Raw genomic sequence first — 23,765 nt, 5'->3', positions numbered from 1 at the left:
TGGCAACCGCTTCACTTGCCGATAAGGTGCAGCTTATGCGGCCCGAGATTCTTTTTCCCCTGTTCCAGGACGTCACCGCCCTGCCCGGTGTCGGGCCGCGCCTGGCGGCGCTGATGCACAAACTCACCGGGCCGTGTGTGCGCGATGTGCTCTTCCACAAGCCGACCGGCCTGATCGACCGTACCCGCCGCGTTACCATCGCGGAGGCCGAGGGGGACCAGGTTGTCACCCTGACCGCCACCGTCGAGGAACACATATCCCCGGTGCGCCAGGGCCAGCCCTACAAAGTGCGAATGTATGACGGCACGGGCTTCCTGCACCTGGTCTTCTTCCATGCCCGTCGGGACTATCTCCGGAAGCTGCTGCCAGACGGCGAGGAACGTGTCATATCGGGGCGCGCCGACCGCTTCGGCTCGGAAATCCAAATCGTGCATCCCGATCTGGTCCTGAAGCCCGACGAAATGGACTCAACGCCTCTGCTCGAGCCGGTCTATCCGCTGACCGCGGGCCTGTCGGGCAAGGTCCTGCGCAAGGCTGTCGCCGGAGCCCTGGCGCTGCTCCCGGATCTGCCGGAATGGCTCGAGGATGATGTGCGCTCATCGAAGGGCTGGCCGGACTTCAAGCGCGCCGTTCGCCAGCTTCACGAACCGGCCACCCTTGACGATCTGGATCCTGATGCACCGGCCCGCGCCCGCCTTGCCTATGACGAGATCTTCGCGCGCCAGCTGGCCCTGCAACTCGTTCGGGCCAAGCGTCGGGCGCAATCCGGGCGAGCCCTCAAGGGCGATGGCAGCCGCATTGCCAAGCTGCTCGATGCCGCGCCCTACGCCCCAACTGGCGCCCAGAGCCGCGCCTTTGAGGACATCCGCGCCGACATGGCATCAGGCGACCGCATGACCCGCCTGCTGCACGGCGATGTCGGCGCCGGCAAGACCTTCGTGGCAGCGCTTGCCGCCGCCCAAGCGGCCGAGGCCGATACCCAGACGGCGCTGATGGCGCCAACCGAGATCCTCGCCCGCCAGCATGCCAGGACATTGCACGAACTGCTCACCCCAGCCGGTTTGCGCGTGGCGGTGCTCACCGGTCGCGACAAGGGTCAGGCGCGGGCCGAACTGCTAGCCGATCTCAAGGCCCACCGCATTGATGTGATCTGCGGTACCCACGCCCTGTTCCAGGAAACCGTCGAATTCGCCGACCTCGGCCTTGTCGTGATCGACGAGCAGCACCGCTTCGGGGTCTCCGACCGGGTTCGGCTGACCGCCAAGGGGCAGCGCCCCGACACGCTGGTGATGACCGCTACGCCAATCCCGCGCACTCTGTCACTCGCCGTTTACGGCGATCTCGACGTATCGCGACTGGACGAGAAGCCGCCCGGTCGGGTGCCCGCCGATACCCGTCTTGTGTCCTTGGAACGCCTCGATGAAGTTGTCGAAGGCGTGCGCCGGGCGATCAGTCGCGGTGACCGTGTCTACTGGGTGTGCCCGCTGGTCGAAGAAAGCGAGCTGTCCGAACTGTCCGCGGCCGAGGATCGCTGGCGACACTTGCGGGCGGCCTTCGGTGACGACCGGGTGGGCCTCCTGCACGGCCGCATGAAAGCCCAGGAAAAAGAGGCCACGGCCACTGCCTTCCGGGCCGGCGAGCTGGACGTTCTGGTCGCCACCACGGTGATCGAGGTTGGCGTCGATGCCCCGGATGCGACGGTGATGATCATCGAACACGCCGAGAATTTCGGCCTCGCCCAGCTCCACCAGCTGCGCGGCCGTGTCGGGCGCGGTGACAAGGCCTCGTCCTGCCTGCTGCTGTACAAGGCACCGCTCGGTGAAACCGCCCGCAAACGGCTGGAGCTGATGCGCGAGACCGATGACGGCTTTGTCCTGGCCGAGGAGGACTGGCGGCTGCGCGGAGCGGGCGACCCCCTCGGACTACGCCAGAGCGGGCTACCGGACTTTCGCCTCGCGGACATCGAAGCGCATGGCGAGCTTATCGCCGAGGCCAATGACCGGGCCCGTCTGGAAGTGTCGCGCGATCCTGATCTGGAAGGGCCACGCGGCGATGCGCTGCGGGTCCTGCTGTACCTGTTCGGGCACGATCACGGCGTGCGGCTGCTGCGCTCCGGCTAGGAGGCCGCGACTTCCGGCGGCAGGTTTTCGCGCACACCGGGCGGCAGTTTGTCCGTGGTCACCATGCCGAAGGAAATGATCAGCTTGGCCGCCTCCTCGACCGACATGTCGAGCGGAATGGTGTTGGCGCGTGACGTGTAGATGAGAAAACCGGAGGTCGGGTTCGGCGTTGTCGGGATGAACAGGCCGATGACATCGTCGGCGATCTTGGTGCGCAACTCACCCCGGCCCTCCGCCGATACGAAGGCCACCACCCACAACCCCTCTCGTGGGTACTCCACCAGCACCACGTCCTTGAAGGAATTGGCTTCGCCGGAGAACACCGTCTCCACGATCTGCTTCAGGGCCCCGTAGACATTGCGCACCAGCGGCACGCCATTGAGGATGCGCTCGCCGACAGCAATCAGGCTGCGACCGAAGATATTGGCGGCCAGCGCGCCGAGCGCGGTGAGCAGAACCACCGCGATGACGATGCCCAGCCCGGGGATGGTCCAGTCCGCCGGGAGATAAGTCTCCGGATTATAGCGAGCCGGAATCAGCGGCTTAACGACGTTGTCGACGAAGCGGACAAAGGTCACGATGAGGAAGAATGTGACACCCAGCGGCGTGGCAATCACGATGCCGGTCAGGAAACTGTTGCGAAGCCAGCGAAACATGGCGCTCCTGCAGTGCGAACGAGGTGGGCGGCACGAAAGGCGGGATTGCCTCTTGCCGCGCGGGAACAATACGTGATGGGGTGGGCCCCGCCAATTGGTTGATTTATCCGGGTTTGGCGCCGGATGCGAGAACGGACAGCGGGAAAAGAACGTGAAGGTGCTTGCAATGACCCGATGGATGATCCTGGCCGGTCTCGGCAGCTTCGTAATGCTTGTCATTCTCGCGGGGTGGCTCGGCCGCGACCAGGTTTTCCAGACCTTCCAGGACCCCGGCGAACCCTACCAGACCTACACGCCACCGCCCGGTGCCGACTATTCCGATCCTGACGGCTGGTTTGTCAGCGAAACGCCGGAGAGCGACGACCAGGCGGCAGTCTTCTTTGTTCATCCCACGACCTATTCGGGTGGCTCCAACTGGAATGCCCAGCTCGACAAGGCCAGTGCGAACGAGACGGTCGAACGCATTGTTCTGCCCAACTTCGCCGCCCCGTTCGGGGCCGACGCGGCGCTCCACGTGCCACGCTACCGCCAGGCCGCGCTCTACACCTTCATGAACAACCGCGAGGACAGCGCCCTCGCCCGCCGCTTCGCCTTCGCCGACATTGAACGCGCCTTCCAGGCGTTTCTAGAGCGCGTCGGGCCCGACCGGCCGATCATCCTCGCCGGTGTCGACCAGGGCGGGTTTCACGTCCTGGGACTGTTGATCAACAACGTGGCTCCGTCCGACGCGCTGCGCGCGCGACTGGCCGCCGCCTACATCATCGATGCTCCGGTTCCGCTGGATCTTTTCGAAAGCTCCCTGGCCAATCTGGCGCCGTGCAACGGCCCCGACAGCACGCGCTGCGTGTTTGCCTATTCCACCGCACGTCCCGACGAATCCGACCGTATCCGTATCTGGTCGGAGCGTACCATGACCTGGACGCCTGAAGGCGGCCTCGGACTCGTCGATGGACGCGGCCTGCTATGCGTCAATCCGATCCTGTCGGCTCGCAGCAGCGATTATGCGTCGGCCCGGCAGCATCGCGGCGGCGTTGCAGCGGAAGGCCTGCCGGCCGGCGCCTTTCCCGCGCCGATGCCGGCCCAGACCGGTGCCCAGTGCGCCGACGGCCTGCTGTTCATCGATCGGCCGCGCAGCCGCGACCTGCGCCGACGCCAGCGCATCGCCGAGGATTATCGGTTCCCGCCCTACAATTTGTTCTACGAGGATCTGCGCGTCGACGTTCAGCGCCGCACAGGCCGTGTGATCGCCCAGCTGGAAGAGGAACGCCGCTGGGCGCCGGACCTGGCACCGATCGAGGATGTCGAGGAGGCGCCCGTGGTGCCGATCCCGGACCAGCGGCGCGGCTAGTAGCCCTTCGCCAGCGCGTCGAATTCCAGCAACCGGCTGACCAGGGCCTCGAACTCTCCGAGCGGGACCATGTTGGGGCCGTCTGACGGGGCTTTGTCCGGGTCCGGATGGGTTTCCATGAAGACTGCGGCAACCCCGATCGACACCGCCGCCCGGGCCAGGGTCGGCACGAATTCGCGCTGACCGCCCGATGTGGTGCCCTGCCCGCCCGGCTGCTGCACGGAGTGCGTGGCGTCGAACACCACCGGTGCGCCGAACCCGGCCATGATCGGCAGAGAGCGCATGTCGGACACCAGCGTGTTGTAGCCGAAGCTGGCGCCACGCTCACAGGCCATGACATTGCCATTGCCGGCCTCGACGATCTTGGCGAGGACGTTCTTCATATCCCACGGGGCCAGGAATTGCCCCTTCTTCACATTGATCGGCTTGCCCGTCTGGGCGGCAGCGATCAGCAGGTCGGTCTGTCGGCACAGGAAGGCCGGTATCTGCAGCACGTCGACCGCCTCCGAGGCGATGCGGGCATGTTCCTCGGTGTGGATGTCGGTCAGCACCGGCAGGCCGCTTGTCTCGCGGATCTCGGCGAAGATCGGCAGCGAGGCTTCGAGGCCAAGCCCGCGCGCGCTTTTCAGGCTGGTGCGGTTGGCCTTGTCGAAGGAAGTCTTGTAGATCAGGCCGATGTCCAGACGGTCCGCGATTTCGCGCAGCTGCGCAGAGACTTCAAGCCCGTGCTGGCGGCTTTCCAGCTGGCACGGACCGGCAATCATGGTCAGCTTGCGGTCATTGCCGATCTCGATGGGGGCCTGGCCCGGACGGGGAATGGAAATGACGGTATTGGGCTGGCTCACGAGAGGTCTCCTTGCGACGCGGCTTCAGGCGCTCTGATCCGATATCTGCATGCAAGCGTACCGAAACAAGGCCCTTATCAAGCGAGAGAGCAGCGATGGCAACCACATCTGATAGCCGCCCCGCCCTGGTCTGGTTCCGGCGCGATCTGCGGCTGGATGACAACCCGGCCCTGCGCGCTGCCGCCGCAACAGGGCGACCGCTCATCCTCGCCTTCATCCGCGACAGCGACCGCGACATGGCAGCCGCCCCCGGGGCCGCGGCCGATTGGTGGCTGCATCATTCGCTGGCAAGCCTGCAGCGCCGGCTCGGCCAACACAATGGCGGACTGGTTCTGCGACACGGCGACAGCGAAATCCAGATCCCTGGCTTGGCGCAGGATCACGACGTCGCCGACGTGTTCTGGAACTCCACCGGATTGCCCTGGCTCGACGCCCGCGACGAGTCGCTCGCGCAGGCCCTGCGCGACAGCGAAATCACGCCGCACCGCTTCCACGCGGCCACCCTGCTGCGGCCCGACGAGGTCTCGACCAAGTCCGGAACGCCCTACAAGGTGTTTACACCGTTCTGGCGCCAGGCCCTTGAAGTGCTAGACGTCCCTGAACCCAAGCCGGCGCCGGACAGGCTGAGATGGGCCTCGCCCTACCCCGATGGTGATGCTCTGGATGATTGGCAGCTTGTCCCGACGCAGCCGGACTGGGCCGCGGAGTTTGCGGACCACTGGACCCCCGGCGAGAGCGCCGCGGTGGACCGGCTCGAGGCGTTTCTGGACAGCCATCTGGTCGATTATCCGGAGGAGCGCGATCGCCCTGACCATGCCGGCACGTCTCGGCTGTCACCGCATATCAACTGGGGTGAGCTGTCCGTGCGCACGATCTGGCATCGGGTGCAGGCGCGCGTCTCCAACCAGGTCACCCGCAAGGCCGCCGACAAGTTTCTCGCCGAGATCGGGTGGCGGGAGTTTGCCTTTTACCTGTTCCACCATTTCGGTGATTTGCGACGCGAGAACTTCAATCAGGATTATAACGCCTTTCCGTGGCGCAACACGCCCGAACGGCTCGAGGCCTGGCAACGTGGTCAGACCGGCATTCCCATGGTCGACGCCGGAATGCGCGAGTTATGGGCCACCGGATGGATGCACAATCGGGTCCGCATGATTGTCGGCTCCTATCTGGTGAAACATCTGAATTGCCATTGGCAGGCCGGCATGGAGTGGTTCGAGGACACGCTCGTGGATGCGGAACCGGCGGTCAATGCGGCGAGCTGGCAGTGGGTCGCCGGCAGTGGCGCCGACGCCTCGCCCTTCTACCGCATTTTCAACCCGGCACGGCAGGGCGAGCGTTTCGATCCGGATGGCTCCTATGTGCGCCGCTGGGTGCCGGAAATCGCGGATCTGCCGAATGCCGACATTCACGCTCCCTGGGACGCGTCACGCGCAACACTGGACAAGGCCGGCATCAAACTCGGGCAGACCTACCCCCGACCCTATGTCGAACTCGATGAGGGACGGGAGGCGGCCCTGCAGGCCTATCAGGAGCTGAAGGACGCGAAGAAGCAGGGCTGATCAGGCAGTGCGGCGAACATAGCGAATGGTCTGGCCCCGGGCCTCGAACTCGCATCCAATCCACCGCCCCTCCGAATCATACCAGAGGTCGACAGTCAGACTGCCGCTGAGCCGGATATGGCGGGCCTCTACGATGCCATTGGCGCTTTCGAAGCTCACCAGACCCAGGTCTTCGACGGCAACATCCATCACTTCGCCGGTCTCGGTATTGAGCACTTGGTCGGTGCCGGGTTCATAGCCCGCCCAGTGGCTGGACGGCACAAGGTCGAGGACCGGATCCGCACCGTCGACCTCATAGGTCAGGCGATCACCGTCCTTGAGGGTGGATCCGGTCACGGATTGCAGCTCTCCGCCGCGCCACACTTCCGCTGAGTTGTGCTCGTAGCGAAACAGCGTGAGCGGGCCGACGCCAGCGCGCAGGCTGATATCCACTTCGGCGGTAAAGCCGTTTGGGCCCGTGGCTTCAAAATCTATGCGATGCTCGCCAAATGACGCGCCATTGCGGAACACGTCAAAAACGACATCCTCCGGCGGGGATGCGGGCACCGGACTGAGGGGTGCGCTGTCAAAGGCCGACAGGCTGCAGGCGGAAACCAGGGCGACAAGACTGGTGATAACGCGGTGGGTCATGTTTATCCTACGGTTCGACTTCCGGTCCGGATCATGTGCGGGAAACACCTAGGTCTCCCCGGCTTCGGTCCTATATGCAGAACGTCAGCCAATTGAGGGAGTTCCCCCGTGACCCGAGCCGCCACCGTGATCGACCTGATCGGCAACACGCCCCTGCTGCGCCTCAACCGCGCCAGCGAGGAAACCGGCTGCGAAATTCTCGGCAAGGCGGAATTTCTCAATCCCGGCGGCTCAATCAAGGATCGCGCCGCCCTCGGTATCATCCGCGCCGCCGAACGCTCTGGCGCCCTCAGGCCCGGCGGCACCATCGTGGAAGGCACGGCCGGCAATACCGGAATCGGCCTGGCCATGGTCGGCGCTGCCCTCGGCTACAAGGTCGTCATCGTCTTTCCGCGCACGCAGTCGAAGGAAAAGAAGGACGCCATTCGCCTGCTTGGTGCCAAACTGATCGAGGTCGATGCCGTACCCTACGCCAACCCGGCCCATTACGCCCGTTACTCCGGCCAGCTCGCCGAGGAACTCAATGCCAGCGAGCCCAACGGGGCCATCTGGGCGAACCAGTTCGACAATGTCGCCAATCGCGATTTCCATGCCGAGACCACGGGCAGGGAGATCTGGGAGCAGACCGACGGCAAGGTCGACGGCTTCATCTGCGCGGTCGGCTCCGGGGGTACGCTTGGCGGCGTGTCCAACGCCCTCAAGGCCCGCAATCAGGACATCCAGATCGGTATCGCCGACCCGGGCGGCGCGGCCCTTTACGGCTATTACAAGTATGGCGAGCTGAAAAGCGAGGGCACCTCGATCACCGAAGGTATCGGCCAGAGCCGGGTGACAGCCAATCTGGACGGCGTGACAGTCGACTGCGCCTACCGCATCAGCGACGAGGAAGCCTTGCCGATCATCTTTGACCTGGTTCAGGAAGAAGGGCTCTGCCTCGGGGGCTCGGCCGGGGTCAACATTGCCGGTGCCATCCGCCTGGCCCGCGACCTTGGCCCGGGACACACCATTGTGACAGTGCTGTGTGACCACGGATCGCGCTACCAGTCCAAGCTGTTCAACCCGGACTTCCTGCGCGAAAAGGGCTTGCCGACACCGCCCTGGCTCGACGCATGATGTCGCCGCTGATCTCCGTCGAGGATGCCGTTGTGCTGCTTGACGCGCCGGGGGTCACTTTCCTCGACGCCAGCTGGACTTTTCCCGGCGGCCCCGGCTATCGCTGCGAAGGCTATATTCCCGGCGCGCTCGAATTCGATATCGACACCGTGCGCGACACCGCGACCGAGCTGCCGCACATGTTGCCCTCGCCGGACGGGTTTGCAGCCCATGTTCGCGCCCTGGGCATCTCTGCCACCACGCGGCTTGTGGTTTATGACCGCATCGGCGTGTTCAGTGCGCCGCGGGTGTGGTGGATGTTCCGGGCCATGGGGCATGACGCGATCCAGGTGCTCGACGGCGGCCTGCCCCTCTGGCAGGCGCGCGGGGGGCCGATCATCGACGAGCCGGCGGAACCATCCGGTGAGGGAGATTTCACCGGTCATCCGGTGCCGCAGCGCGTCGCCGACCGGCAGCACCTCCTGGACACGCTGGAGACCCGGGGCTGCGCCATACTGGACGCTCGCCCGGCTGAACGCTTTGCCGGCCGGACTGCCGAGCCGCGTCCCGGCATGCGGGCGGGGCACATGCCCGGTGCACTGAACCTTCCATGGACGACCCTGATCGGGGAAGACGGTCGCCTGCGTGCCGACGAACGGCCGTTTCAGGATATCGGTCTGGCTTCGGATCGGCCCGTCATAACCACTTGCGGCTCCGGCGTCACAGCCTGCATCCTTGCGCTTGCGCTGGAGCGCCATGGACGCATTTCCGCGGTCTATGACGGTTCATGGGCGGAATGGGGCAGCCGCTCCGACACACCGGTCCAAACCGATTGAGATGGCCATGAAAGACGACACCCTGCTGACCCGGCTCGGCCGCCCGCACGATGATAGCGGACTGGTCAATCCACCCACCCAGAGGGGTTCGACCATCCTCGCCGACTCGGCCCGTGAACTGTACGACGCGCCCGCCGGCAAGCCGCATTACGGCCGTGTCGGCCTGGCATCCCAGAGCGCCCTGCGTGATGCGCTGACAACCCTGCAGGGGGGCGCGGGATGCGCCCTCACCCCGTCCGGCCTGATGGCCAACACACTGGCCATCCTGTCAGTCACCGAAGCTGGTGGCCGCGTGCTCGCGGCCGATTGCCTGTACGGACCCGTGCGCGGTTTCCTGACGACGACGCTCGCCCGTTTCGGCGTCGAAACGGAGTTCGTGCCGCCGCGTATCGGCGCCGACATTGGCGACCATATAAGCGATGACGTCCAGGCCATACTGCTGGAATCGCCCGGCTCCCTGACCATGGAAATGCAGGATGTTCCGGCCATCGCCAGGATCGCGCGGGACAAGGGCGTCGTCACCATTATCGACGACACCTGGAGCGCCGGCCTGACCTTCAAGCCGCTGGCCCACGGTGTCGATCTCGCGGTGCAGGCGCTGACCAAGTATGTCGGCGGACATTCAGACCTCCTCATGGGCGCTGTCGTGGCACGCGATGACCGGCTTTGGCGGCGCCTGCAGACCACCGAGCGCAGCCTTGGCCTGAATGTCTCACCCGATGACGCCACCCTCGCCTTGCGGGGCCTGCGGACCCTGTCACTGCGCATGCGGCGCAGCGCCGAGAGTAGCCTCGCGATCGCGGACTGGCTGTCGCAACGCCCCGAAGTGGGCGCCATCCACCATCCGGCCCGCGCCGATCACCCCGATCATGCCCTGTTCAAGCGCGACTTCACCGGCGCGGCCGGCCTGTTCTCGTTTACGCTGCCCGGCTGGGAGCTGGCGCGTACAGAGCGTTTTCTCGACGCCCTCGACCTGTTCGGCATGGGCTTCTCCTGGGGCGGGTACGAGAGTCTGGCCATTCATTGCAGCCCGCAATTGCGACGCTCGACCTCGGCGGGCGGGATTGACGGCGAACTGATCCGCCTTGCCGTTGGCCTGGAAGCGCCGGAAGATCTGATCGAGGATCTGGACCGGGCCTTCACCGCCGCAGGGGCGCCTTGACGCCCGGCCAGACGGGAGGCGTATGCCATGTGGATATTCTTGTTGTGGTGGCTGGTGGATGACCACCTGGCTGAAGCCTTGGGACAGCCGGGCCTGGGCGAGTTGCCGATCTGGGTGCCGCTGATACTGGGTCTGGCCTTCAGTTTCACCTTCAGCACCGATGTCAGCAGCCGCAAGGCACGCTGACCCGTCGGAAATTGGCGTCGGCGTGATAGGAGAGGCTGGGCATCCGAAGGCTATGTCCTTCGCGCCCGCCCGTTCCGGTTTGCCCCGGTATCAAGCCGTGGCGCCTCCGGCAGGACTCGAACCTGCAACCATCCGCTTAGAAGGCGGGCGCTCTATCCGGTTGAGCTACGGAGGCGAAGCCGCGATTAGTGCGACCAGGGTTGCTTGCGGTCAGCCGAAAAATTGTCGGCATAGGACTTCACGTAACGCTTAGGCTCCTGGGCCTCAACCACCTGAAAAGGCAAGCCTTGGCGCTTGGCGTAAGCCATCGCCTCTTCCTTGGTGTCGAAGTCGAGGCGGATCTGGCTGCGCATGTCGGAGCTCGACGTCCAGCCCATGAGGGGCTCGGGAGAGCGGGCCATCTCCGGGGTGAATTCCAGGCGCCAGCGCCGCGTCTTGCCGCGGCCGGACTGCATGGCATTGCGAGCGGGACGATAAATCTTCGCGAACATGCGGTTCTCCCTATCCCGAGTCTCATCAATGGTGAGTCTCATCAATGGTCGGGGCGGCAAGATTCGAACTTGCGACCCCCTGGTCCCAAACCAGGTGCGCTACCAGACTGCGCCACGCCCCGAAGCCGCCCTTATGTAAGCGGTTGGAGGTTTAGGCAAGCCTACTGCGCCTCGTCTTGTGCATCCGTTGCAGCGGCCTCGGCCTCATCTTGCTCAGTGGAATCGGCACTCCCCTCTGCTGGCAGTGTTTCCGGCGCAGCGGGAGCAGGTGATTCCGGGGCTGCGAAAAAGCCGTGCTCGACCCGGTCACCCGGCTGGATGCCCAGTTCAAGTGTCCGCCCGGCAGCCAGTTCCAGCACACCGGCCACGACCCCGTCCGAGCTCAGTCCCCGACGCGAGCCGGGTTGGGCAAAGGCGATGATCTTGGCAATTCGGCCATCCGGCTCGATGAAGACGAGATCCAGCGGCACCAGCGTATTCTCCATCCACATCGCGGCGCGGCGCGGCGGCTCGTAGCGGAACAGCATGCCGCCCGCCGGGTCGACGCTGTCACGCCACATCAACCCGCGCTGCAACTGGTCAGGCCGGGTCGCCAGCTCGGCCATGAATGTGTGGGAAGCATCGCCGGAATGAATGACCACCGCCTCCGGCCCTCCGAAGATGACCTGGGTGTCCTGGGCGGTGGGATCGACGGCACTTGGCGCAGCCTCATCACTGGCTTGGTTTGCGGGAGCCGTCTGTTCCGCGACCTGGCTCCAGACCGGCGTCGACGCGCTGATCAGGGCAAAGCCGGCCAAGGCGGCGGTGAAGGCGAAACGGGGGGTCAAATCATGCATGTAGCGAAGCTAGCCGCGCCCAACCGGTCAGGCAATCACCGAAACGCAATTCCATGAGGATGGAAACAGGAGATTGGCGATGCAGGGCGCCGGACCAGGTCCGGCGCCTCATGCCTGGCCGGCCACTATCCCTGGCCGGCCATCTGCGCCGACTTGATTTCCGCTGCCAGAGCCCCTTTCGGGCCTTCCACGCAGCGCACCTCAAGGGCATCGCCTGGCTGGACATCTTCCAGACCCGCGCGACGCAGGGTGGCGGCATGCAGGAACACATCGCCCTCCACTTCCTCGCAGGTGACAAAGCCATAGCCGCGCACGGCGTCAAACCATTTCACCACGGCCTGACTGAAGGGCGCACTGACAACCGCGTAGGGATGGAAGCGTCGGGGCCGCGACGGCGTTTCGGCATCGCCACCGCGCATTTCGAGCAGCTCGACCGCCTGGCGGCCCTTTTCGCCGCGAACCGCCTTGCACACGATGGTGGCGTTGGGAAGCACACCGCCCTGGCCGTATCGCCTCAAGCAACTGGCATGCAGGAGGATGTCGCCCTGCCCGTCACTCGCATCGATGAAACCATAGCCGCGCGCCGGATCGTACCATTTTACGCGGCCCTCCAGTTGAAGCACCTCAGTGTCTTCAAAAACTTCGTGGGCCAGAACCATGACTGTCTCGCTTACAAACAACCCCAGAGGGAAATGTTGTACACAAATCAGTTCATGAACGGAAGGTTAAATTCGTATTTTTCGAGTAAACAGTGTTCAATATATAGTAGTTGAGATCAATTCTCAGCACGGTAAACGCAATATATAGGGGATCGACTTATCGCTTAACGCAACGTCGTGTGAATGCGCCCAAATCAAGGCAAGAGATTTTTTTCGCCTGACAGGAGAGTGGTCGACTCAACGGAACGCATCGGCTGAAGCTTTGGTTCCCGAACTTTCCGGATCCATCAACAGTCGGCTATTTTTCGCCGGACTCCGCCTCGGCAAGGCGCGCCTCGGCCGCCATGGAACGATAGACGGCGCTGTTGGCGCCGTGCTCGGAGCACTCGACCGAAATCACCCAGCATCGCCCTTGCGTGCGCTCCCGGACGATCTTGTCCGCCGCCTCGAAAGCCAGCTTCGCCATGCGCTCGCAGCTTGTACCCTCAACAACGCGAACTCGGGCTATGCCCTGCTCCCCGAGGGCTTCGAGCTGGGCCCGGTCGGGATCATCCTCGGCCACGAGAAGGGTGTGGTCGAACATGTCGTGCAGCCACTCGCGGATCGGGCCGAAACCACCCTTGCCGAAATCCAGTACCCAGCCGCGCCGGTCCAGTTCCGCGGCCGCAAACACGAAGTGAAAGCCGAAGGAATAGCCGTGCAGCAGGCTGCAATGGCTATCAGCTGACCATTGCCGCGAACAGCACGACAGGCCCCGCTCATTGCCGTAGGTCTTGGTGGAAAGATGCGCCATGACGCCTGCTCCGCACGCTCGGTCTGGAAAAACGAGCGCGGGTCTTACAATGCCGCTTGCCCCGGTGCAAACCCGGACCGCGCCTAATCCGGCGTGACACGCGCCTCCCGACGCATCAGATCGTCCAGCAGCACTTTCATCATCAGAAAGAAGATCAGGGCTTCCAGGACCAGGCTGACAGCGCCGTTGACGCTGAGCTTGGCATGTCCCTCCAGGGTCGCGAGGATCCAGTCGGCCTTGTAGCAGCTGACGGCCATGGCGTAGACCACGAGCGCAAACAGGGTGCGCTTCTGGAACAGCACCAGGCTGGTGATGTTGAGCAGGACGCCGGAGTAGAAGATGACTTCCTGCAACCAGCCGACCTGCAGGATGAAGCGCGTTGTCTCAGGCCCGACAAGCTCCTGCATCATCGGTGAGAACCGCACGGTGACGTCGAGGAAGGCCCACCAGCCCACATACAGCAGCTGCGCCGCCAGCAAGCCGATAACGATCCGTCGCAGCAACATTCCTAGCCTCCCGCAACGCATCAACGCGCCCAGCATCAGACCTTCGCAGAAGTGATATGGGGAAACAAGTTGTCCGTCCTGAGAGGCTCGGCTTGGCCGGTTTCAGGAGCAGCACCGCTGGCAGGCCCTAGGGGAATCGAACCCCTCTTTCCAGGTTGAAAACCTGGCGTCCTAACCGATAGACGAAGGGCCCGCGGCGGTGAGAGCGGTTGTTTATGAAAGCCTGAGCAGCGTTGCAAGCACGAATTTCGGTAAATCAGCAGTCAGCTGCAGTTGCCAGGTCTTCAAGTTGCAGCTGGACCCGCCTCCGGCCCTGCCATGTATCAAGTTTCACGCGCCCGACCGCATGCCACAGCGCGTCACCCGCGGACAGCAGTGCTTCGCCCATCGGCGTGTCGGCGCAGCGAAAGGCGATGCCGGAGACCGGCGTCCCGGCGACATCGCTCAGGGTGAAGCGCACATGATCGCTGCCGACCCGCTTGGCGAAGCTCACGCGCAGGCCGCTGAATGCAAAACGCGGCTCCGGATTGCCCTGCCCGAAGGGCGCAGCGCGCTCCAGCAGCTCGGCCAGTTCGGGGGTCAGCCCTGACGCTGTCAGCAGACCGTCCACATGCAGCGCCCGCGCCTCGCTGGCCGCGGCCAGCTCTGGCGCCAGACGATCGTCCAGCCATGCGACCAGCTCGGTGATGCGGTCCGGATCGACGCTGAGCCCGCCGGCCATGGCATGGCCGCCACCGGCCAGCAGCAGGCCCTGCTCGCGCGCCGCCGCGATCGCCCCACCCAGATTGACACCGGGGACCGACCGTCCCGACCCCTTGCCGATCGGCGGGTTGGACTTGCGGTCGATCCCGATCACCAGGCTTGGCTTGCAGTGCTTCTCCTTGAGGCGTCCGGCGACGACACCGATCACGCCCGGGTGCCAGCCATCTCCCGCGGCCACCAGCACCGAGCGCTCGGCCCCCTGGCGTTCAACCTGGGCCATGGCTGCGTCCAGCACCTCGCTCTCGATACCGCGGCGCTCCCGGTTCAGGGCATCCAGCTCGCGGGCCAGGCGCAGCGCCTCGTCATCCTCGTCGGTGGTCAGCAAGCGGGCGCCGAGATCCGCGCGCCCGACCCGGCCGCCGGCATTGATCCGCGGGCCAAGCAGAAAGCCGGCATGATAGGCTGTCGCGGCGCCGTCCACGCCGGCCACCTCGGCCAGGGCGCGCAGGCCGGGCTGTTGCCAACGTCCCATCACCTTCAGTCCCTGGGCCACCATGGCGCGGTTGAGGCCGGTCAGCGGCACCACATCACAGATCGTCCCCAGGGCTGCTAGGTCGAGCCAGTCGATCAGCTTGGGCTCGCTGGCCTCTGACAGGCGTCCGCGCCGCCTGCCCTCGCGATTGAGCGCCGCCAGCAGGACGAACGTCACTCCGGCCGCCGCCAGATGCCCGCAGCCGGACGTATCGTCCGGCCGGTTGGGATTGACCAGGGCCGCGGCGGGTGGGAATTCGGCGTCCATCAAATGGTGGTCGATGACCACGATCTCGAGCCCCAGACCGGCGCCATGGCGCAGGGCTTCATGCGCCGCCGCGCCGCAGTCGAGGGTCACGACCAGTTCGGCCCCGCCGTCGCGCAGCGCCTCGAAAGCTCGGGCGCTCGGCCCGTACCCCTCCTCGATGCGGTCGGGGATGTAGATGATCGGGTCTTGTCCGACATGGCGAAGCCATCGCGTCAGCTGGGCCGCCGAAGTGGCTCCGTCGACGTCGTAATCGGCGAACACCGCGATCGGACGTCCGGCCTCGACAGCGTCCCAGATCAGCCCGGCCGCCTTGTCCATGTCCTGGAAGTCCGACGGATCGGGAAACACGTCGCGCAGGCGCGGTGCCAGGAATTGCGCGGCATCGTCGGGCTTCACGTCGCGTGCGCACAACACACGGGCCAGCGCATCGGGAAGTTTCTGCTGCCGCGCGGTCAGGATGACCTCGGCTTCAGGAGCCGGCCTGAGCCGCCAGCACCGTCCTGTCAGCGATTCCGCGACGCCGAGAAAGTCCTCGGTGACGGTCTGGCTTTCGGGCAAGGCGGTGGCGGGCTCCATCAGCCGACCTCCGTCAGCTCGAGGGGCGGCTGGAGCGAATGCGGCGTACCGAATGATCGGACGAATCGAGCAGCAGGGTGTGCGTGTGCACCTCGCCCTTGCTGTGCCGAACACCATCAACCAGATCGCCGTCGGTCACGCCCGCAGCGACGAACAGGCAATGGCTGGCCGCCAGGTCCGCCAGGTCATACTTGCGATCCAGATCGGTGATGCCGGCGCGCGTCGCCCGGGCCCGCTCTTCACTGTTGCGGAAATGCAGGCGGGCCTGCATCTGGCCGCCGATGCAGCGCAGGGCCGAAGCGGCGAGCACGCCTTCAGGCGCCCCGCCCTGGCCGATATACATGTCGACCCCGACACCGAGCCCGGCGGCCCCCATGGCGCCGGCGACGTCCCCGTCCGGGATCAGTCGGACGCGCGCGCCGACTTCCAGAACACCGTCAATGATGTGCTGGTGGCGATCGCGTTCCAGCACGCAGACGGTGATGTCGGACACGTCGACGCCCTTGGCCTTGGCCAGGTTCTTCACATTGTCCTGGGCGGTGGCGTCGAGATCCACCACGCCGGTCGGCAGGCCCGGCCCAATGGCGATCTTGTCCATATAGGTGTCCGGAGCGTGCAGCAGGCCGCCGCGCAGCGCAAATGAGACCACCGCCAGCGCATTGGACTGCCCCTTGGCGGTCAGCGACGTGCCTTCCAGCGGGTCCAGGGCGATATCGATCGCGGGGCCCGAACCGGTGCCCACTTCCTCGCCGATGAACAGCATCGGCGCTTCATCGCGCTCGCCCTCGCCAATGACGATGCGTCCCATCATCGGCATGGCATTGAGACCCTGGCGCAGGGCGTCCACGGCTGCCTGGTCGGCCGCTTCCTTGTCACCCCGGCCAATCCAGGACGACGCCGCAATGGCCGCGGCTTCCGCGGCCTGAACGGCCTGGAACGCCAATGAAGTGAGGGCACGCGTATCGCTCATGTGTCTGTCCTCTTGGGCCGCGCCGGAACGCAGTCCGCATCTGTTGGTCAATTACTGGTCGGTATCGGCCGTGCGGACCATGGCCCGCTCGACGAATTGCTCGGTCGCCAAGGTGCGAGCCCGTTCGAGCTGGGCCTCGGTCATGGCCTCGAGCTGAGCGCGCTTGCGCAGCAGCTCCTGCATCGCGAGGTCCATCGCAGCCGCATCGCTGGCGGTGAAACTGGTTGTGGGAATGCTGGTTGGAGCATTGGCCGGCGCCTCGGGGGCGGCCAGGCGGACCTCGATCCACTCCGGGTTATCGCCGTCATCGAGCGCAGAACCCAGCCCGGCACAGGCCGTGGCCAGACCAGCCAGCAAACAAACCGTGAGCAATCGCACCATGACAACCCCTCGCGCTGGACGCGCGTTGCACTTTCTATACGCTGATTGTTGGCTGAGTCACCCGTGGAGGACAAGGAAACCGCATGACCGACACGCCGTCCGACGACCCGTCCGCCACCGATGCCTGGCGCGCCTTTACCGCGAAGGAACTGGAGACGCTCGACATCCTGTCGCGCAATCTCATGCGCGCCTCGCTGAAATCCCAGAAGCTGATGTCGGATGTGATGCAGAAGGCGCTCGCCGGTGACCCGGTGATGCCCCAGGCCGATCCGTTCCACGCCGCGCCGGAAGTTGGCGAGACCTGGCAGAAGATCGCCGGTCAGCCCGAACTCGTGCTGCAGGCCCAGGCCGATCTTCTCAGGGGCTATCTCGACCTGTGGTCGGGCACCGCCCGGCGCACCATGGGCGGCGATGATACCGTGGCCGACACGGTCAAACCGGACGCCGGCGACAAGCGCTGGCGCAGCGCGGACTGGTCGGACAATCCGGTCTTCTCCGCCATCCGCCAGTCCTACCTGCTGAACCAGAATTTCATGCTCGGCCTGGTGCGTTCGGTCGAGGGGCTGGACGAGCGCACACGGCGCAAGGCGGAATTCCTCACCCGCCAGATGACCGACGCCCTCGCCCCGACCAATTTCGCCCTGACCAATCCGGACGTGCTGCGCGCCACGGTCGAAAGTCATGGCGAGAACCTGGCCCGCGGTCTCGACAATCTGATGAATGACCTGGACGCCGGCAAGGGTCGCCTCGCCCTCACCCAGACCGACCTTCAGGGCTTCAAGGTCGGCGAGGACCTGGCCACCACGCCTGGCGAAGTGGTGTTCCAGAACGATGTCATGGAGCTGATCCAGTACGCCCCGGCCACACAGACGGTGAAGCAGCGGCCGCTGCTGATCGCTCCGCCCTGGATCAACAAGTTCTACATTCTCGACCTGCGCCAGCACAATTCGATGATCCGCTGGCTCACCGAACAGGGCTTCACGGTGTTTCTCATCTCCTGGGTCAATCCGGGCCCTGAACTCAAGCACAAGACCTTCGAGGACTACATGCACGAAGGCCTGTTCGCGGCCCTGCACGCCATCGAGGCGGCGACCGGCGAGACCTCGGTCAACGCGGTGGGCTATTGCGTCGGGGGCACCCTGCTGGCCTCCGGCCTGGCCTATCTGGAAGCGGACGGCCATGCCGACCGCATCGCCTCGGCCACCTTCTTCGCCGCCCAGACCGATTTCGCCGAGGCCGGCGAGCTCCTGCTCTTCATCGACGAGGCCTGGATCGCCGAGATCGAGCGCCTGATGGATGCCCAGGGCGGCGTGCTCGACGGGCGCACCATGGCTGATACCTTCAACCTGCTGCGTTCCAACGATCTGATCTGGTCTTTCGTGGTCTCCAACTACCTGCTCGGCAAGCAGCCGCAGGCCTTTGACCTGTTGTACTGGAATGCCGACCAGACGCGCATGCCCAAGGCGCTACACCTCTGGTACCTGGAGACCATGTACCGCAACAACAGGCTGGCCAAAGGCGAGATCGAGCTGTCCGGACGCAAGCTCGACCTGGGCTCCGTGAAGGCCCCGATCTACATGCAGGCATCACGAGAGGACCATATCGCTCCGGCCAATTCGGTCTATCGCGGGGCCCGCCTGTTCGGCGGTGAGGTGCGCTACATGATGGCCGGCTCGGGACACATTGCCGGGGTCATCAACCACCCGGACGCTCAGAAATACCAGCATTGGACCAATGATGCCCTGCCCGAGACGCTTGAAGAGTGGCAGGCCGAGGCCAGCGAACATCCCGGCTCCTGGTGGCTCGACTGGCGTGACTGGCTGTACCAGCGCTCCGGCGAGGACGTGCCGGCCCGCCAGCCCGGCGAGGGCAAGCTCAAGGCCATCCGACCGGCGCCCGGCGACTATGTGCGGGTGCGCAGCGACAGCTGACCCGGGCCCTGCCTGCCCGCTCCAGTCAGCATTCAAGGGCAGGCTAACCGGCGACGACCGTCCCGGTACGCAGGCTTTCGCGATAGGCCTCGACCATGTCCGCCGGCATGTCGCCCGCTTCGGCCAGCACGTTGACGAACCGCCGTTCGATCTGGCCGCGTAGCTTGTCATCCAGCGCAAAGGCCTGGAAATTCTCCACATCGCCCAGCTCCAGCGTGCCCGACACCGCCGTGAGGCTGTCGTCCGATGCATGTTCGACCAGGCGTCGCGCCACCCAGGGCCAGGCCTGGGTAAATGGCGGCAGGAAGCCGGCGCGCTCCTGCTCGACGTGTGCGGGCAATCCGTCGAGCTCGGCATAGGCGGCACGCACCGCGCCCATCGAGCGGTTCAGCGCCGCGAGCTGGGGCAGCCGATGCCCGAGCGACACATTGCCGGCATTGGGAGCGGCGGCCACCTGCTCGATGGTTGCCTGCGCTGGCCGCTCGACTTCGAACTGGGCCTCGAACCGGCTCCAGAAGCGGTCCGGATCGGTGCGCATCTCGTCCGCCGACAGGAAGACCACGCGCCGGAATGACTTGCCGTAAGCCTCGCGCAGTGATTCCAGGTTCAGCACATCGCGAATGAAGCGCAGATGGGAGACGACAAACTCGGACGCAGGCTCGCTGCCGCCTTCCTTGATGCTCTGCTCGTGTGTCGCCCGCACCCAGTCGAGGGGATTGCGCACCAGCACCAGAATGGTGTCCGACAGCCGCGCCTTGACCAGAAGACGCGCCGCCATGGCATGGATGTGCTGCAGATGCTTCAGCTTCTTGGGTTCGTTCAGGAAGGCCCAGCTCAGGCCTTCCGAACTGGCCACGACATTGCTCGGGCCGGGCGAGGTGTTGAAGTCGACGGTCGGCAACTTGCTGGCATCGCCCAGCTCGGTCGCTTGGCACAGGGGCTTCACCAGGGGCAGCAGGTTGAGCACCTTGTAGCCCGGATCCACGTTCAGCACCGTCTGCAGATAAGTCGAACCGCACTTGCCGAGGCCGACATGGACGAACTTGGCGGGACCTTTGGCCATGACGGGCTCCTGTCGGCTCAGCCGAAGCGCGGCTGGTGAATCAGTCTCGGGCCTAGGCTAACCAGCGAACCGGTCGGGTCCAAGCGGCCAGCTCTCTCCGCCCGCAGCTGCCGGGACAGGACATCTCGCGGCGCCATGGCCGGAACCGACTTGCCACGCTACACTGACAGCAGGGTGATCGGGAGATGAGCGTGGCCGTGACCTTTTCCGGCTTCAGGCAGTCCGCCCTCGCCGTCCTCGCGGCGGGGCTGGCCAGCCTCGGTCTGGGTGCCCTGACACCACCATCGCCGTCTCCAGCCGAAGCGACGGATTCGTCGGCGCGGGCCGGCAGTGTCCACGCCATCCCGATTGACGGCATCATTGGCCCGGCCACGACGGCGTTTGTGTCGCGTTCCATCGCGGCCGCCGAGAATGCCGGTGCCGAGGCGATCATTCTCACCATCGACACGCCAGGCGGCCTGGTCGATGCCATGCGCGCCATCAACCTGGCCATCCTGGCGTCCGAGGTGCCGGTCATCGCCCATGTCGCGCCGTCCGGAGCGCGCGCGGCCAGCGCCGGCACCTACATCCTGTACGCCAGCCACCTCGCGGCCATGGCCCCCGGCGCCACGGTCGGCGCGGCCACGCCGGTCAGTCTCGGCCCGTCGCCGACCCTGCCGGGCAGCGAGGAGACCGAGGATGACGAGCAGGAGGGCAACCCGGATGCCACCTCCAACGACCAGGCCATGCGCAACAAGGTGGTCAATGACAGCGTCGCCGCGCTCAGGGCGCTGGCCGAACTGCGCGGGCGCAATGCCGACTGGGCCGAACAGGCGGTGCGTGAAGGCGTCAGCGTGACGGCTCGCGAAGCGCTCGAGCTCGGCATCATCGAGATCATGGCCGAGAGCCGGCGCGAACTTCTGACCGCCGCCGACGGGCGCACGCTTGCCCTGCAGTCCGGGGCCAGTGTGACCTTGGCCGTGGCCAATGCCGGCATCCTCGAAATCGAACCGAGCTTTGTCGACCGCTTCCTGGCCGTCATCACCAATCCCAATATCGCCTTCCTGCTGATCAATGTCGGCGTCATCGGACTGATCGCCTCATTCTACAACGGGCTGGAGCCGGTCACGCTGGCCGCCGGCGTGCTCTGCCTGATCGTCGGATTCTACGGCCTCAACACGCTGCCGGTGAACTATGCGGGCGTCGCCCTCATCCTGTTCGGTCTCGGCCTGCTGGTGGCCGAGGCCTTCGTGGTCTCCTACGGCGTCCTCGCCCTCGCCGGAACCGGTGTATTCGCGCTCGGCGCCATGATGCTGGTCGACACCGAGATTGACGCCCTCGACATCGACTGGCGCCTGATCGCCGGCACCGCCATCCTCATGGCTGTCACCGTGCTCGGCGTCGTCAGCTACGGTCTGGCGGCCCAGAGGCGCGGCGTCAGCGCCGGACGAGAGAGCCTCACCGGCATGACCGGCCCGGTCCTGGAATGGTCCGGCATGACGGGCTTCGTGCACATCGACGGAGAGCGCTGGCAGGCCGTCTCACCGGATGTGCTCGGTCCCGGTGACACAATCGAGGTCGCCGGCGTGGAGGGCCTGCTGCTCACCGTCCGCCGCCGCACCCAACCCGCCCCCACACTTAACCCACAGGGAACCCCGTCATGATTGACGACATGGGAATCAACATGGCGCTGCTCGGCGTCGCCATCATCATCCTGGCCAGCCTGCTGTCGGCGGCCATCAAGATCCTGCGCGAATACGAGCGCGCCGTGGTCTTCACCCTCGGTCGCTATACCGGCACGGCCGGGCCCGGCCTGGTGATCCTGGTCCCGCTCATCCAGCAGATGGTGCGGGTCGACATCCGCATCTACGCCGAGGACGTGCCGTCCCAGGACGTGATCTCCAAGGACAATGTCTCCGTCCAGGTCAATGCCGTGCTCTACTACCGTGTCATCGAGGCGGAGAAGGCGATCAACAAGGTCACCGACTTTCGCATGGCGACCAGCCAGCTGGCCCAGACCACCCTGCGCTCCGTGCTCGGCAAGCACGATCTGGACGAGATGCTAGCCGAACGCGACAAGCTCAACCAGGACGTCCAGCAAATCCTCGACAGCCAGACCGATGCCTGGGGCATCAAGGTCTCCAATGTCGAGATCAAGCATGTCGACATCGACTCGACCATGGTCCGCGCCATCGCCCGCCAGGCCGAGGCGGAACGCGAGCGCCGCGCCAAGGTGATCTCGGCGGAAGGCGAATTCCAGGCCTCCCGCAAACTCGCCGAAGCCGCCGACGTCCTCGCCCGGGCCCCCGGCGCCATGCAGCTGCGCTATCTCGGCACCCTGCAGGAACTCGGCATCAACGGCACCAACACGGTGGTGTTCCCGATGCCGATCGAATTCATGAAAGGGCTGACGGGCGCGGGCAAGGATGATTGAGGGCTCGGGGGGTGTCCCCGATCCCCGTCCGCCAAGAGAAAAACCGGCACAGAAAAAGGGCGGCGCCATGTGGCACCGCCCTCTTCGTAAGCGTTCTGTCCTGAAAGCTTAGCGCTTCGAGAACTGGAAGCTCCGGCGGGCTTTCGCGCGGCCGTACTTCTTGCGCTCGACGACGCGGCTGTCGCGGGTCAGGAAACCGCCGGCCTTCAGGACCGGGCGCAGGCCCGGTTCGAACAGCTGGAGGGCCTTGGAGATACCGTGACGCACGGCGCCGGCCTGGCCGGACAGGCCACCGCCGACGACGGTCGCGACGACGTCAAACTCGTTAACGCGCTCGGCAGCTTCCAGCGGCTGCTGGAGCAGCATGCGCAGGACCGGGCGGGCAAAGTACTGCTCTTGGTCCTTGCCGTTGATGGTGATCTTGCCATTGCCCCGCTTGATCCAGACGCGGGCGACCGCGTTCTTGCGCTTGCCGGTGGCATAGGAGCGACCATGCTCATCGATCTTGGGCTCGGCCGGGGCAGACTCTTCGGTGGCGACGGCAGCCGTGTCGGCTTCCTTCATCACGTCTTTCAGGTCTTCGAGCGAGCGGGCTTCGTCAGACATATCAGCCTCGCGTATTCTTGGAGTTCATGGACTTGAAATCGATCACTTCGGGCTGCTGGGCCTCGTGCTTGTGATCGGGACCGGCATAGACGCGCAGGTTCGAGAACTGCTGACGGGCCAGCGGGCTGTCTTTGGGCAGCATGCGCAGCACGGCCTTCTCGACAACGCGCTCCGGGAACCGGCCATCGAGCAGTTTCGCAGGGCTGGTTTCCTTGATGCCACCCGGGTGACCGGTGTGGTGGTAATAGCGCTTGTCTTCACGCTTGCGGCCGGTGAACACGACCTTCTCAGCGTTGATGACAATGACATTGTCGCCCATGTCGACATGCGGGGTGTAGTCGGGACGGTGCTTGCCGCGAAGAAGCGTCGCGACATACGCAGCGAGACGGCCAACAATGGCGCCTTCCGCGTCGATCACGACCCACTTCTTTTCGACATCCGCCGGCTTAACGGAAAAGGTCTTCATAATAATCCTGCCTCGGGGCCAATGGCTCGGGGTGGTTCGGGTTGATTTCAAGCGCGCCGTTTAGAGGCTGTTTTCGGTCCGGTCAAGCGACGTCGCCAATCCTGCTGTAATTTTATACACCTATGGATGCGGTTAT

General features: G+C 65.2%; 24 protein-coding genes and 3 tRNA genes. 10 read left to right on the top strand and 17 right to left on the bottom strand.

Annotated features, from left to right (window positions below):
* Positions 1 to 35: 35 nt before the first annotated feature.
* Entirely contained in the window at positions 36 to 2,120 is a 2,085-nt protein-coding gene (recG, locus tag ACXYMR_RS08135) for an ATP-dependent DNA helicase RecG (RefSeq protein ID WP_458942352.1), read from the top strand.
* Here the strand turns inward: recG and ACXYMR_RS08130 are convergent.
* Positions 2,117 to 2,776, bottom strand: a complete 660-nt coding sequence (locus ACXYMR_RS08130; protein WP_458942351.1) for a DUF502 domain-containing protein — start codon at positions 2,774 to 2,776, stop codon at positions 2,117 to 2,119. The genes recG and ACXYMR_RS08130 overlap by 4 nt on opposite strands.
* 166 nt (positions 2,777 to 2,942) lie before the next feature.
* Between ACXYMR_RS08130 and ACXYMR_RS08125 the strand changes: the two genes are divergently transcribed.
* Positions 2,943 to 4,124 (top strand): DUF3089 domain-containing protein, encoded by a 1,182-nt coding sequence (locus tag ACXYMR_RS08125; RefSeq protein ID WP_458942350.1) that lies wholly within the window; start codon positions 2,943 to 2,945, stop codon positions 4,122 to 4,124.
* Here ACXYMR_RS08125 and kdsA read toward each other — a convergent pair.
* Positions 4,121 to 4,969 (bottom strand): 3-deoxy-8-phosphooctulonate synthase, encoded by an 849-nt coding sequence (kdsA, locus tag ACXYMR_RS08120; RefSeq protein WP_458942349.1) that lies wholly within the window; start codon positions 4,967 to 4,969, stop codon positions 4,121 to 4,123. The genes ACXYMR_RS08125 and kdsA overlap by 4 nt on opposite strands.
* Before the next feature lie 95 nt (positions 4,970 to 5,064).
* Between kdsA and ACXYMR_RS08115 the strand changes: the two genes are divergently transcribed.
* Positions 5,065 to 6,531: a cryptochrome/photolyase family protein gene (locus tag ACXYMR_RS08115; RefSeq protein WP_458942348.1), complete on the top strand. Its 1,467-nt coding sequence runs from the start codon at positions 5,065 to 5,067 to the stop codon at positions 6,529 to 6,531.
* On the opposite strand, the gene ACXYMR_RS08110 is transcribed toward ACXYMR_RS08115, so the two are convergent.
* Entirely contained in the window at positions 6,532 to 7,161 is a 630-nt protein-coding gene (locus ACXYMR_RS08110; RefSeq protein ID WP_458942347.1) for a DUF6134 family protein, read from the bottom strand. It abuts the gene before it with no gap.
* Between the two features lie 108 nt (positions 7,162 to 7,269).
* Here ACXYMR_RS08110 and ACXYMR_RS08105 point away from each other — a divergent pair, with 108 nt between their 5' ends.
* The 4 genes from ACXYMR_RS08105 to ACXYMR_RS08090 are packed head-to-tail and all read left to right on the top strand — an operon-like array spanning position 7,270 to position 10,437.
* On the top strand, positions 7,270 to 8,274 hold the full coding sequence (locus ACXYMR_RS08105; RefSeq protein WP_458942346.1) for a cysteine synthase A: 1,005 nt from the start codon (positions 7,270 to 7,272) through the stop codon (positions 8,272 to 8,274).
* Positions 8,271 to 9,089, top strand: coding sequence for a sulfurtransferase (locus ACXYMR_RS08100; protein ID WP_458942345.1), 819 nt, complete (start codon positions 8,271 to 8,273; stop codon positions 9,087 to 9,089). Before ACXYMR_RS08105 ends, ACXYMR_RS08100 begins: the two co-directional genes overlap by 4 nt.
* A gap of 7 nt (positions 9,090 to 9,096) precedes the next feature.
* Complete coding sequence (metC, locus tag ACXYMR_RS08095; protein ID WP_458942344.1) at positions 9,097 to 10,251, top strand: cystathionine beta-lyase; 1,155 nt, start codon at positions 9,097 to 9,099, stop codon at positions 10,249 to 10,251.
* 27 nt (positions 10,252 to 10,278) lie between these two features.
* On the top strand, positions 10,279 to 10,437 hold the full coding sequence (locus ACXYMR_RS08090; RefSeq protein WP_458942343.1) for a hypothetical protein: 159 nt from the start codon (positions 10,279 to 10,281) through the stop codon (positions 10,435 to 10,437).
* Between the two features lie 98 nt (positions 10,438 to 10,535).
* On the opposite strand, the gene ACXYMR_RS08085 is transcribed toward ACXYMR_RS08090, so the two are convergent.
* The 11 genes from ACXYMR_RS08085 to ACXYMR_RS08035 form a co-directional block, all read right to left on the bottom strand.
* A tRNA-Arg gene (locus ACXYMR_RS08085) sits at positions 10,536 to 10,612 on the bottom strand.
* Between the two features lie 10 nt (positions 10,613 to 10,622).
* Entirely contained in the window at positions 10,623 to 10,928 is a 306-nt protein-coding gene (locus tag ACXYMR_RS08080) for an ETC complex I subunit (protein WP_458942342.1), read from the bottom strand.
* Between the two features lie 45 nt (positions 10,929 to 10,973).
* Positions 10,974 to 11,050: transfer RNA gene (locus tag ACXYMR_RS08075), tRNA-Pro, on the bottom strand.
* Between the two features lie 39 nt (positions 11,051 to 11,089).
* The gene (locus tag ACXYMR_RS08070; protein WP_458942341.1) at positions 11,090 to 11,764 is read right to left on the bottom strand and encodes a DUF192 domain-containing protein; all 675 of its coding nucleotides are present in this window, start codon (positions 11,762 to 11,764) and stop codon (positions 11,090 to 11,092) included.
* A 125-nt stretch (positions 11,765 to 11,889) separates the two neighbouring features.
* Entirely contained in the window at positions 11,890 to 12,423 is a 534-nt protein-coding gene (locus tag ACXYMR_RS08065) for a cold-shock protein (protein ID WP_458942340.1), read from the bottom strand.
* A gap of 298 nt (positions 12,424 to 12,721) precedes the next feature.
* Positions 12,722 to 13,216, bottom strand: a complete 495-nt coding sequence (locus tag ACXYMR_RS08060; protein WP_458942339.1) for a 6-pyruvoyl trahydropterin synthase family protein — start codon at positions 13,214 to 13,216, stop codon at positions 12,722 to 12,724.
* An 83-nt stretch (positions 13,217 to 13,299) separates the two neighbouring features.
* Complete coding sequence (locus ACXYMR_RS08055) at positions 13,300 to 13,722, bottom strand: hypothetical protein (RefSeq protein WP_458942338.1); 423 nt, start codon at positions 13,720 to 13,722, stop codon at positions 13,300 to 13,302.
* Positions 13,723 to 13,840: 118 nt separating this feature from the next.
* Positions 13,841 to 13,915 (bottom strand) — tRNA-Glu (locus ACXYMR_RS08050).
* A gap of 63 nt (positions 13,916 to 13,978) precedes the next feature.
* A complete protein-coding gene (recJ, locus tag ACXYMR_RS08045) occupies positions 13,979 to 15,799 on the bottom strand; it encodes a single-stranded-DNA-specific exonuclease RecJ (RefSeq protein WP_458942337.1) in 1,821 nt (606 codons plus the stop codon).
* A 13-nt stretch (positions 15,800 to 15,812) separates the two neighbouring features.
* A complete protein-coding gene (gene glpX, locus ACXYMR_RS08040; protein ID WP_458942336.1) occupies positions 15,813 to 16,769 on the bottom strand; it encodes a class II fructose-bisphosphatase in 957 nt (318 codons plus the stop codon).
* Between the two features lie 51 nt (positions 16,770 to 16,820).
* On the bottom strand, positions 16,821 to 17,150 hold the full coding sequence (locus ACXYMR_RS08035; RefSeq protein WP_458942335.1) for a hypothetical protein: 330 nt from the start codon (positions 17,148 to 17,150) through the stop codon (positions 16,821 to 16,823).
* Between the two features lie 83 nt (positions 17,151 to 17,233).
* Here ACXYMR_RS08035 and phaC point away from each other — a divergent pair, with 83 nt between their 5' ends.
* Positions 17,234 to 19,081 carry a class I poly(R)-hydroxyalkanoic acid synthase gene (gene phaC / locus ACXYMR_RS08030; RefSeq protein ID WP_458942334.1) on the top strand — a complete coding sequence of 616 codons (1,848 nt, stop codon included), beginning with the start codon at positions 17,234 to 17,236 and terminating at the stop codon, positions 19,079 to 19,081.
* Between the two features lie 43 nt (positions 19,082 to 19,124).
* Here phaC and ACXYMR_RS08025 read toward each other — a convergent pair whose 3' ends face one another.
* Entirely contained in the window at positions 19,125 to 20,144 is a 1,020-nt protein-coding gene (locus ACXYMR_RS08025; protein ID WP_458942333.1) for a hypothetical protein, read from the bottom strand.
* 191 nt (positions 20,145 to 20,335) lie between these two features.
* Between ACXYMR_RS08025 and ACXYMR_RS08020 the strand changes: the two genes are divergently transcribed.
* Both ACXYMR_RS08020 and ACXYMR_RS08015 read left to right on the top strand, forming a co-directional pair.
* On the top strand, positions 20,336 to 21,787 hold the full coding sequence (locus ACXYMR_RS08020; RefSeq protein WP_458942332.1) for an NfeD family protein: 1,452 nt from the start codon (positions 20,336 to 20,338) through the stop codon (positions 21,785 to 21,787).
* Positions 21,784 to 22,557: a slipin family protein gene (locus tag ACXYMR_RS08015; protein ID WP_458942331.1), complete on the top strand. Its 774-nt coding sequence runs from the start codon at positions 21,784 to 21,786 to the stop codon at positions 22,555 to 22,557. Before ACXYMR_RS08020 ends, ACXYMR_RS08015 begins: the two co-directional genes overlap by 4 nt.
* Before the next feature lie 108 nt (positions 22,558 to 22,665).
* Here the strand turns inward: ACXYMR_RS08015 and rpsI are convergent, their stop codons facing one another.
* The gene (gene rpsI / locus ACXYMR_RS08010; RefSeq protein ID WP_458942330.1) at positions 22,666 to 23,163 is read right to left on the bottom strand and encodes a 30S ribosomal protein S9; all 498 of its coding nucleotides are present in this window, start codon (positions 23,161 to 23,163) and stop codon (positions 22,666 to 22,668) included.
* Position 23,164: 1 nt separating this feature from the next.
* Positions 23,165 to 23,629 (bottom strand): 50S ribosomal protein L13, encoded by a 465-nt coding sequence (gene rplM, locus ACXYMR_RS08005; protein ID WP_458942329.1) that lies wholly within the window; start codon positions 23,627 to 23,629, stop codon positions 23,165 to 23,167.
* Positions 23,630 to 23,765: the final 136 nt, after the last annotated feature.

Source organism: Maricaulis sp. CAU 1757, from assembly GCF_054482675.1.
Note: the sequence above shows the minus strand (reverse complement) of the source record. Positions and strands in the feature narration are given on the sequence as shown.

Excerpts from the sequence above, each read along its gene's own strand:
- ACXYMR_RS08025 (WP_458942333.1), bottom strand. The coding sequence starts at position 20,144 with ATGGCCAAAGGTCCCGCCAAGTTCGTCCATGTCGGCCTCGGCAAGTGC.
- phaC (WP_458942334.1), top strand. The coding sequence starts at position 17,234 with ATGACCGACACGCCGTCCGACGACCCGTCCGCCACCGATGCCTGGCGC.
- ACXYMR_RS08110 (WP_458942347.1), bottom strand. The coding sequence starts at position 7,161 with ATGACCCACCGCGTTATCACCAGTCTTGTCGCCCTGGTTTCCGCCTGC.
- metC (WP_458942344.1), top strand. The coding sequence starts at position 9,097 with ATGAAAGACGACACCCTGCTGACCCGGCTCGGCCGCCCGCACGATGAT.
- ACXYMR_RS08090 (WP_458942343.1), top strand. The coding sequence starts at position 10,279 with ATGTGGATATTCTTGTTGTGGTGGCTGGTGGATGACCACCTGGCTGAA.
- recJ (WP_458942337.1), bottom strand. The coding sequence starts at position 15,799 with ATGGAGCCCGCCACCGCCTTGCCCGAAAGCCAGACCGTCACCGAGGAC.
- ACXYMR_RS08055 (WP_458942338.1), bottom strand. The coding sequence starts at position 13,722 with ATGTTGCTGCGACGGATCGTTATCGGCTTGCTGGCGGCGCAGCTGCTG.
- rpsI (WP_458942330.1), bottom strand. The coding sequence starts at position 23,163 with ATGTCTGACGAAGCCCGCTCGCTCGAAGACCTGAAAGACGTGATGAAG.
- glpX (WP_458942336.1), bottom strand. The coding sequence starts at position 16,769 with ATGAGCGATACGCGTGCCCTCACTTCATTGGCGTTCCAGGCCGTTCAG.
- ACXYMR_RS08065 (WP_458942340.1), bottom strand. The coding sequence starts at position 12,423 with ATGGTTCTGGCCCACGAAGTTTTTGAAGACACTGAGGTGCTTCAACTG.
- recG (WP_458942352.1), top strand. The coding sequence starts at position 36 with ATGCGGCCCGAGATTCTTTTTCCCCTGTTCCAGGACGTCACCGCCCTG.
- ACXYMR_RS08130 (WP_458942351.1), bottom strand. The coding sequence starts at position 2,776 with ATGTTTCGCTGGCTTCGCAACAGTTTCCTGACCGGCATCGTGATTGCC.
- ACXYMR_RS08115 (WP_458942348.1), top strand. The coding sequence starts at position 5,065 with ATGGCAACCACATCTGATAGCCGCCCCGCCCTGGTCTGGTTCCGGCGC.
- ACXYMR_RS08070 (WP_458942341.1), bottom strand. The coding sequence starts at position 11,764 with ATGCATGATTTGACCCCCCGTTTCGCCTTCACCGCCGCCTTGGCCGGC.
- ACXYMR_RS08035 (WP_458942335.1), bottom strand. The coding sequence starts at position 17,150 with ATGGTGCGATTGCTCACGGTTTGTTTGCTGGCTGGTCTGGCCACGGCC.
- ACXYMR_RS08060 (WP_458942339.1), bottom strand. The coding sequence starts at position 13,216 with ATGGCGCATCTTTCCACCAAGACCTACGGCAATGAGCGGGGCCTGTCG.
- ACXYMR_RS08100 (WP_458942345.1), top strand. The coding sequence starts at position 8,271 with ATGATGTCGCCGCTGATCTCCGTCGAGGATGCCGTTGTGCTGCTTGAC.
- rplM (WP_458942329.1), bottom strand. The coding sequence starts at position 23,629 with ATGAAGACCTTTTCCGTTAAGCCGGCGGATGTCGAAAAGAAGTGGGTC.
- ACXYMR_RS08080 (WP_458942342.1), bottom strand. The coding sequence starts at position 10,928 with ATGTTCGCGAAGATTTATCGTCCCGCTCGCAATGCCATGCAGTCCGGC.
- ACXYMR_RS08125 (WP_458942350.1), top strand. The coding sequence starts at position 2,943 with ATGACCCGATGGATGATCCTGGCCGGTCTCGGCAGCTTCGTAATGCTT.
- ACXYMR_RS08015 (WP_458942331.1), top strand. The coding sequence starts at position 21,784 with ATGATTGACGACATGGGAATCAACATGGCGCTGCTCGGCGTCGCCATC.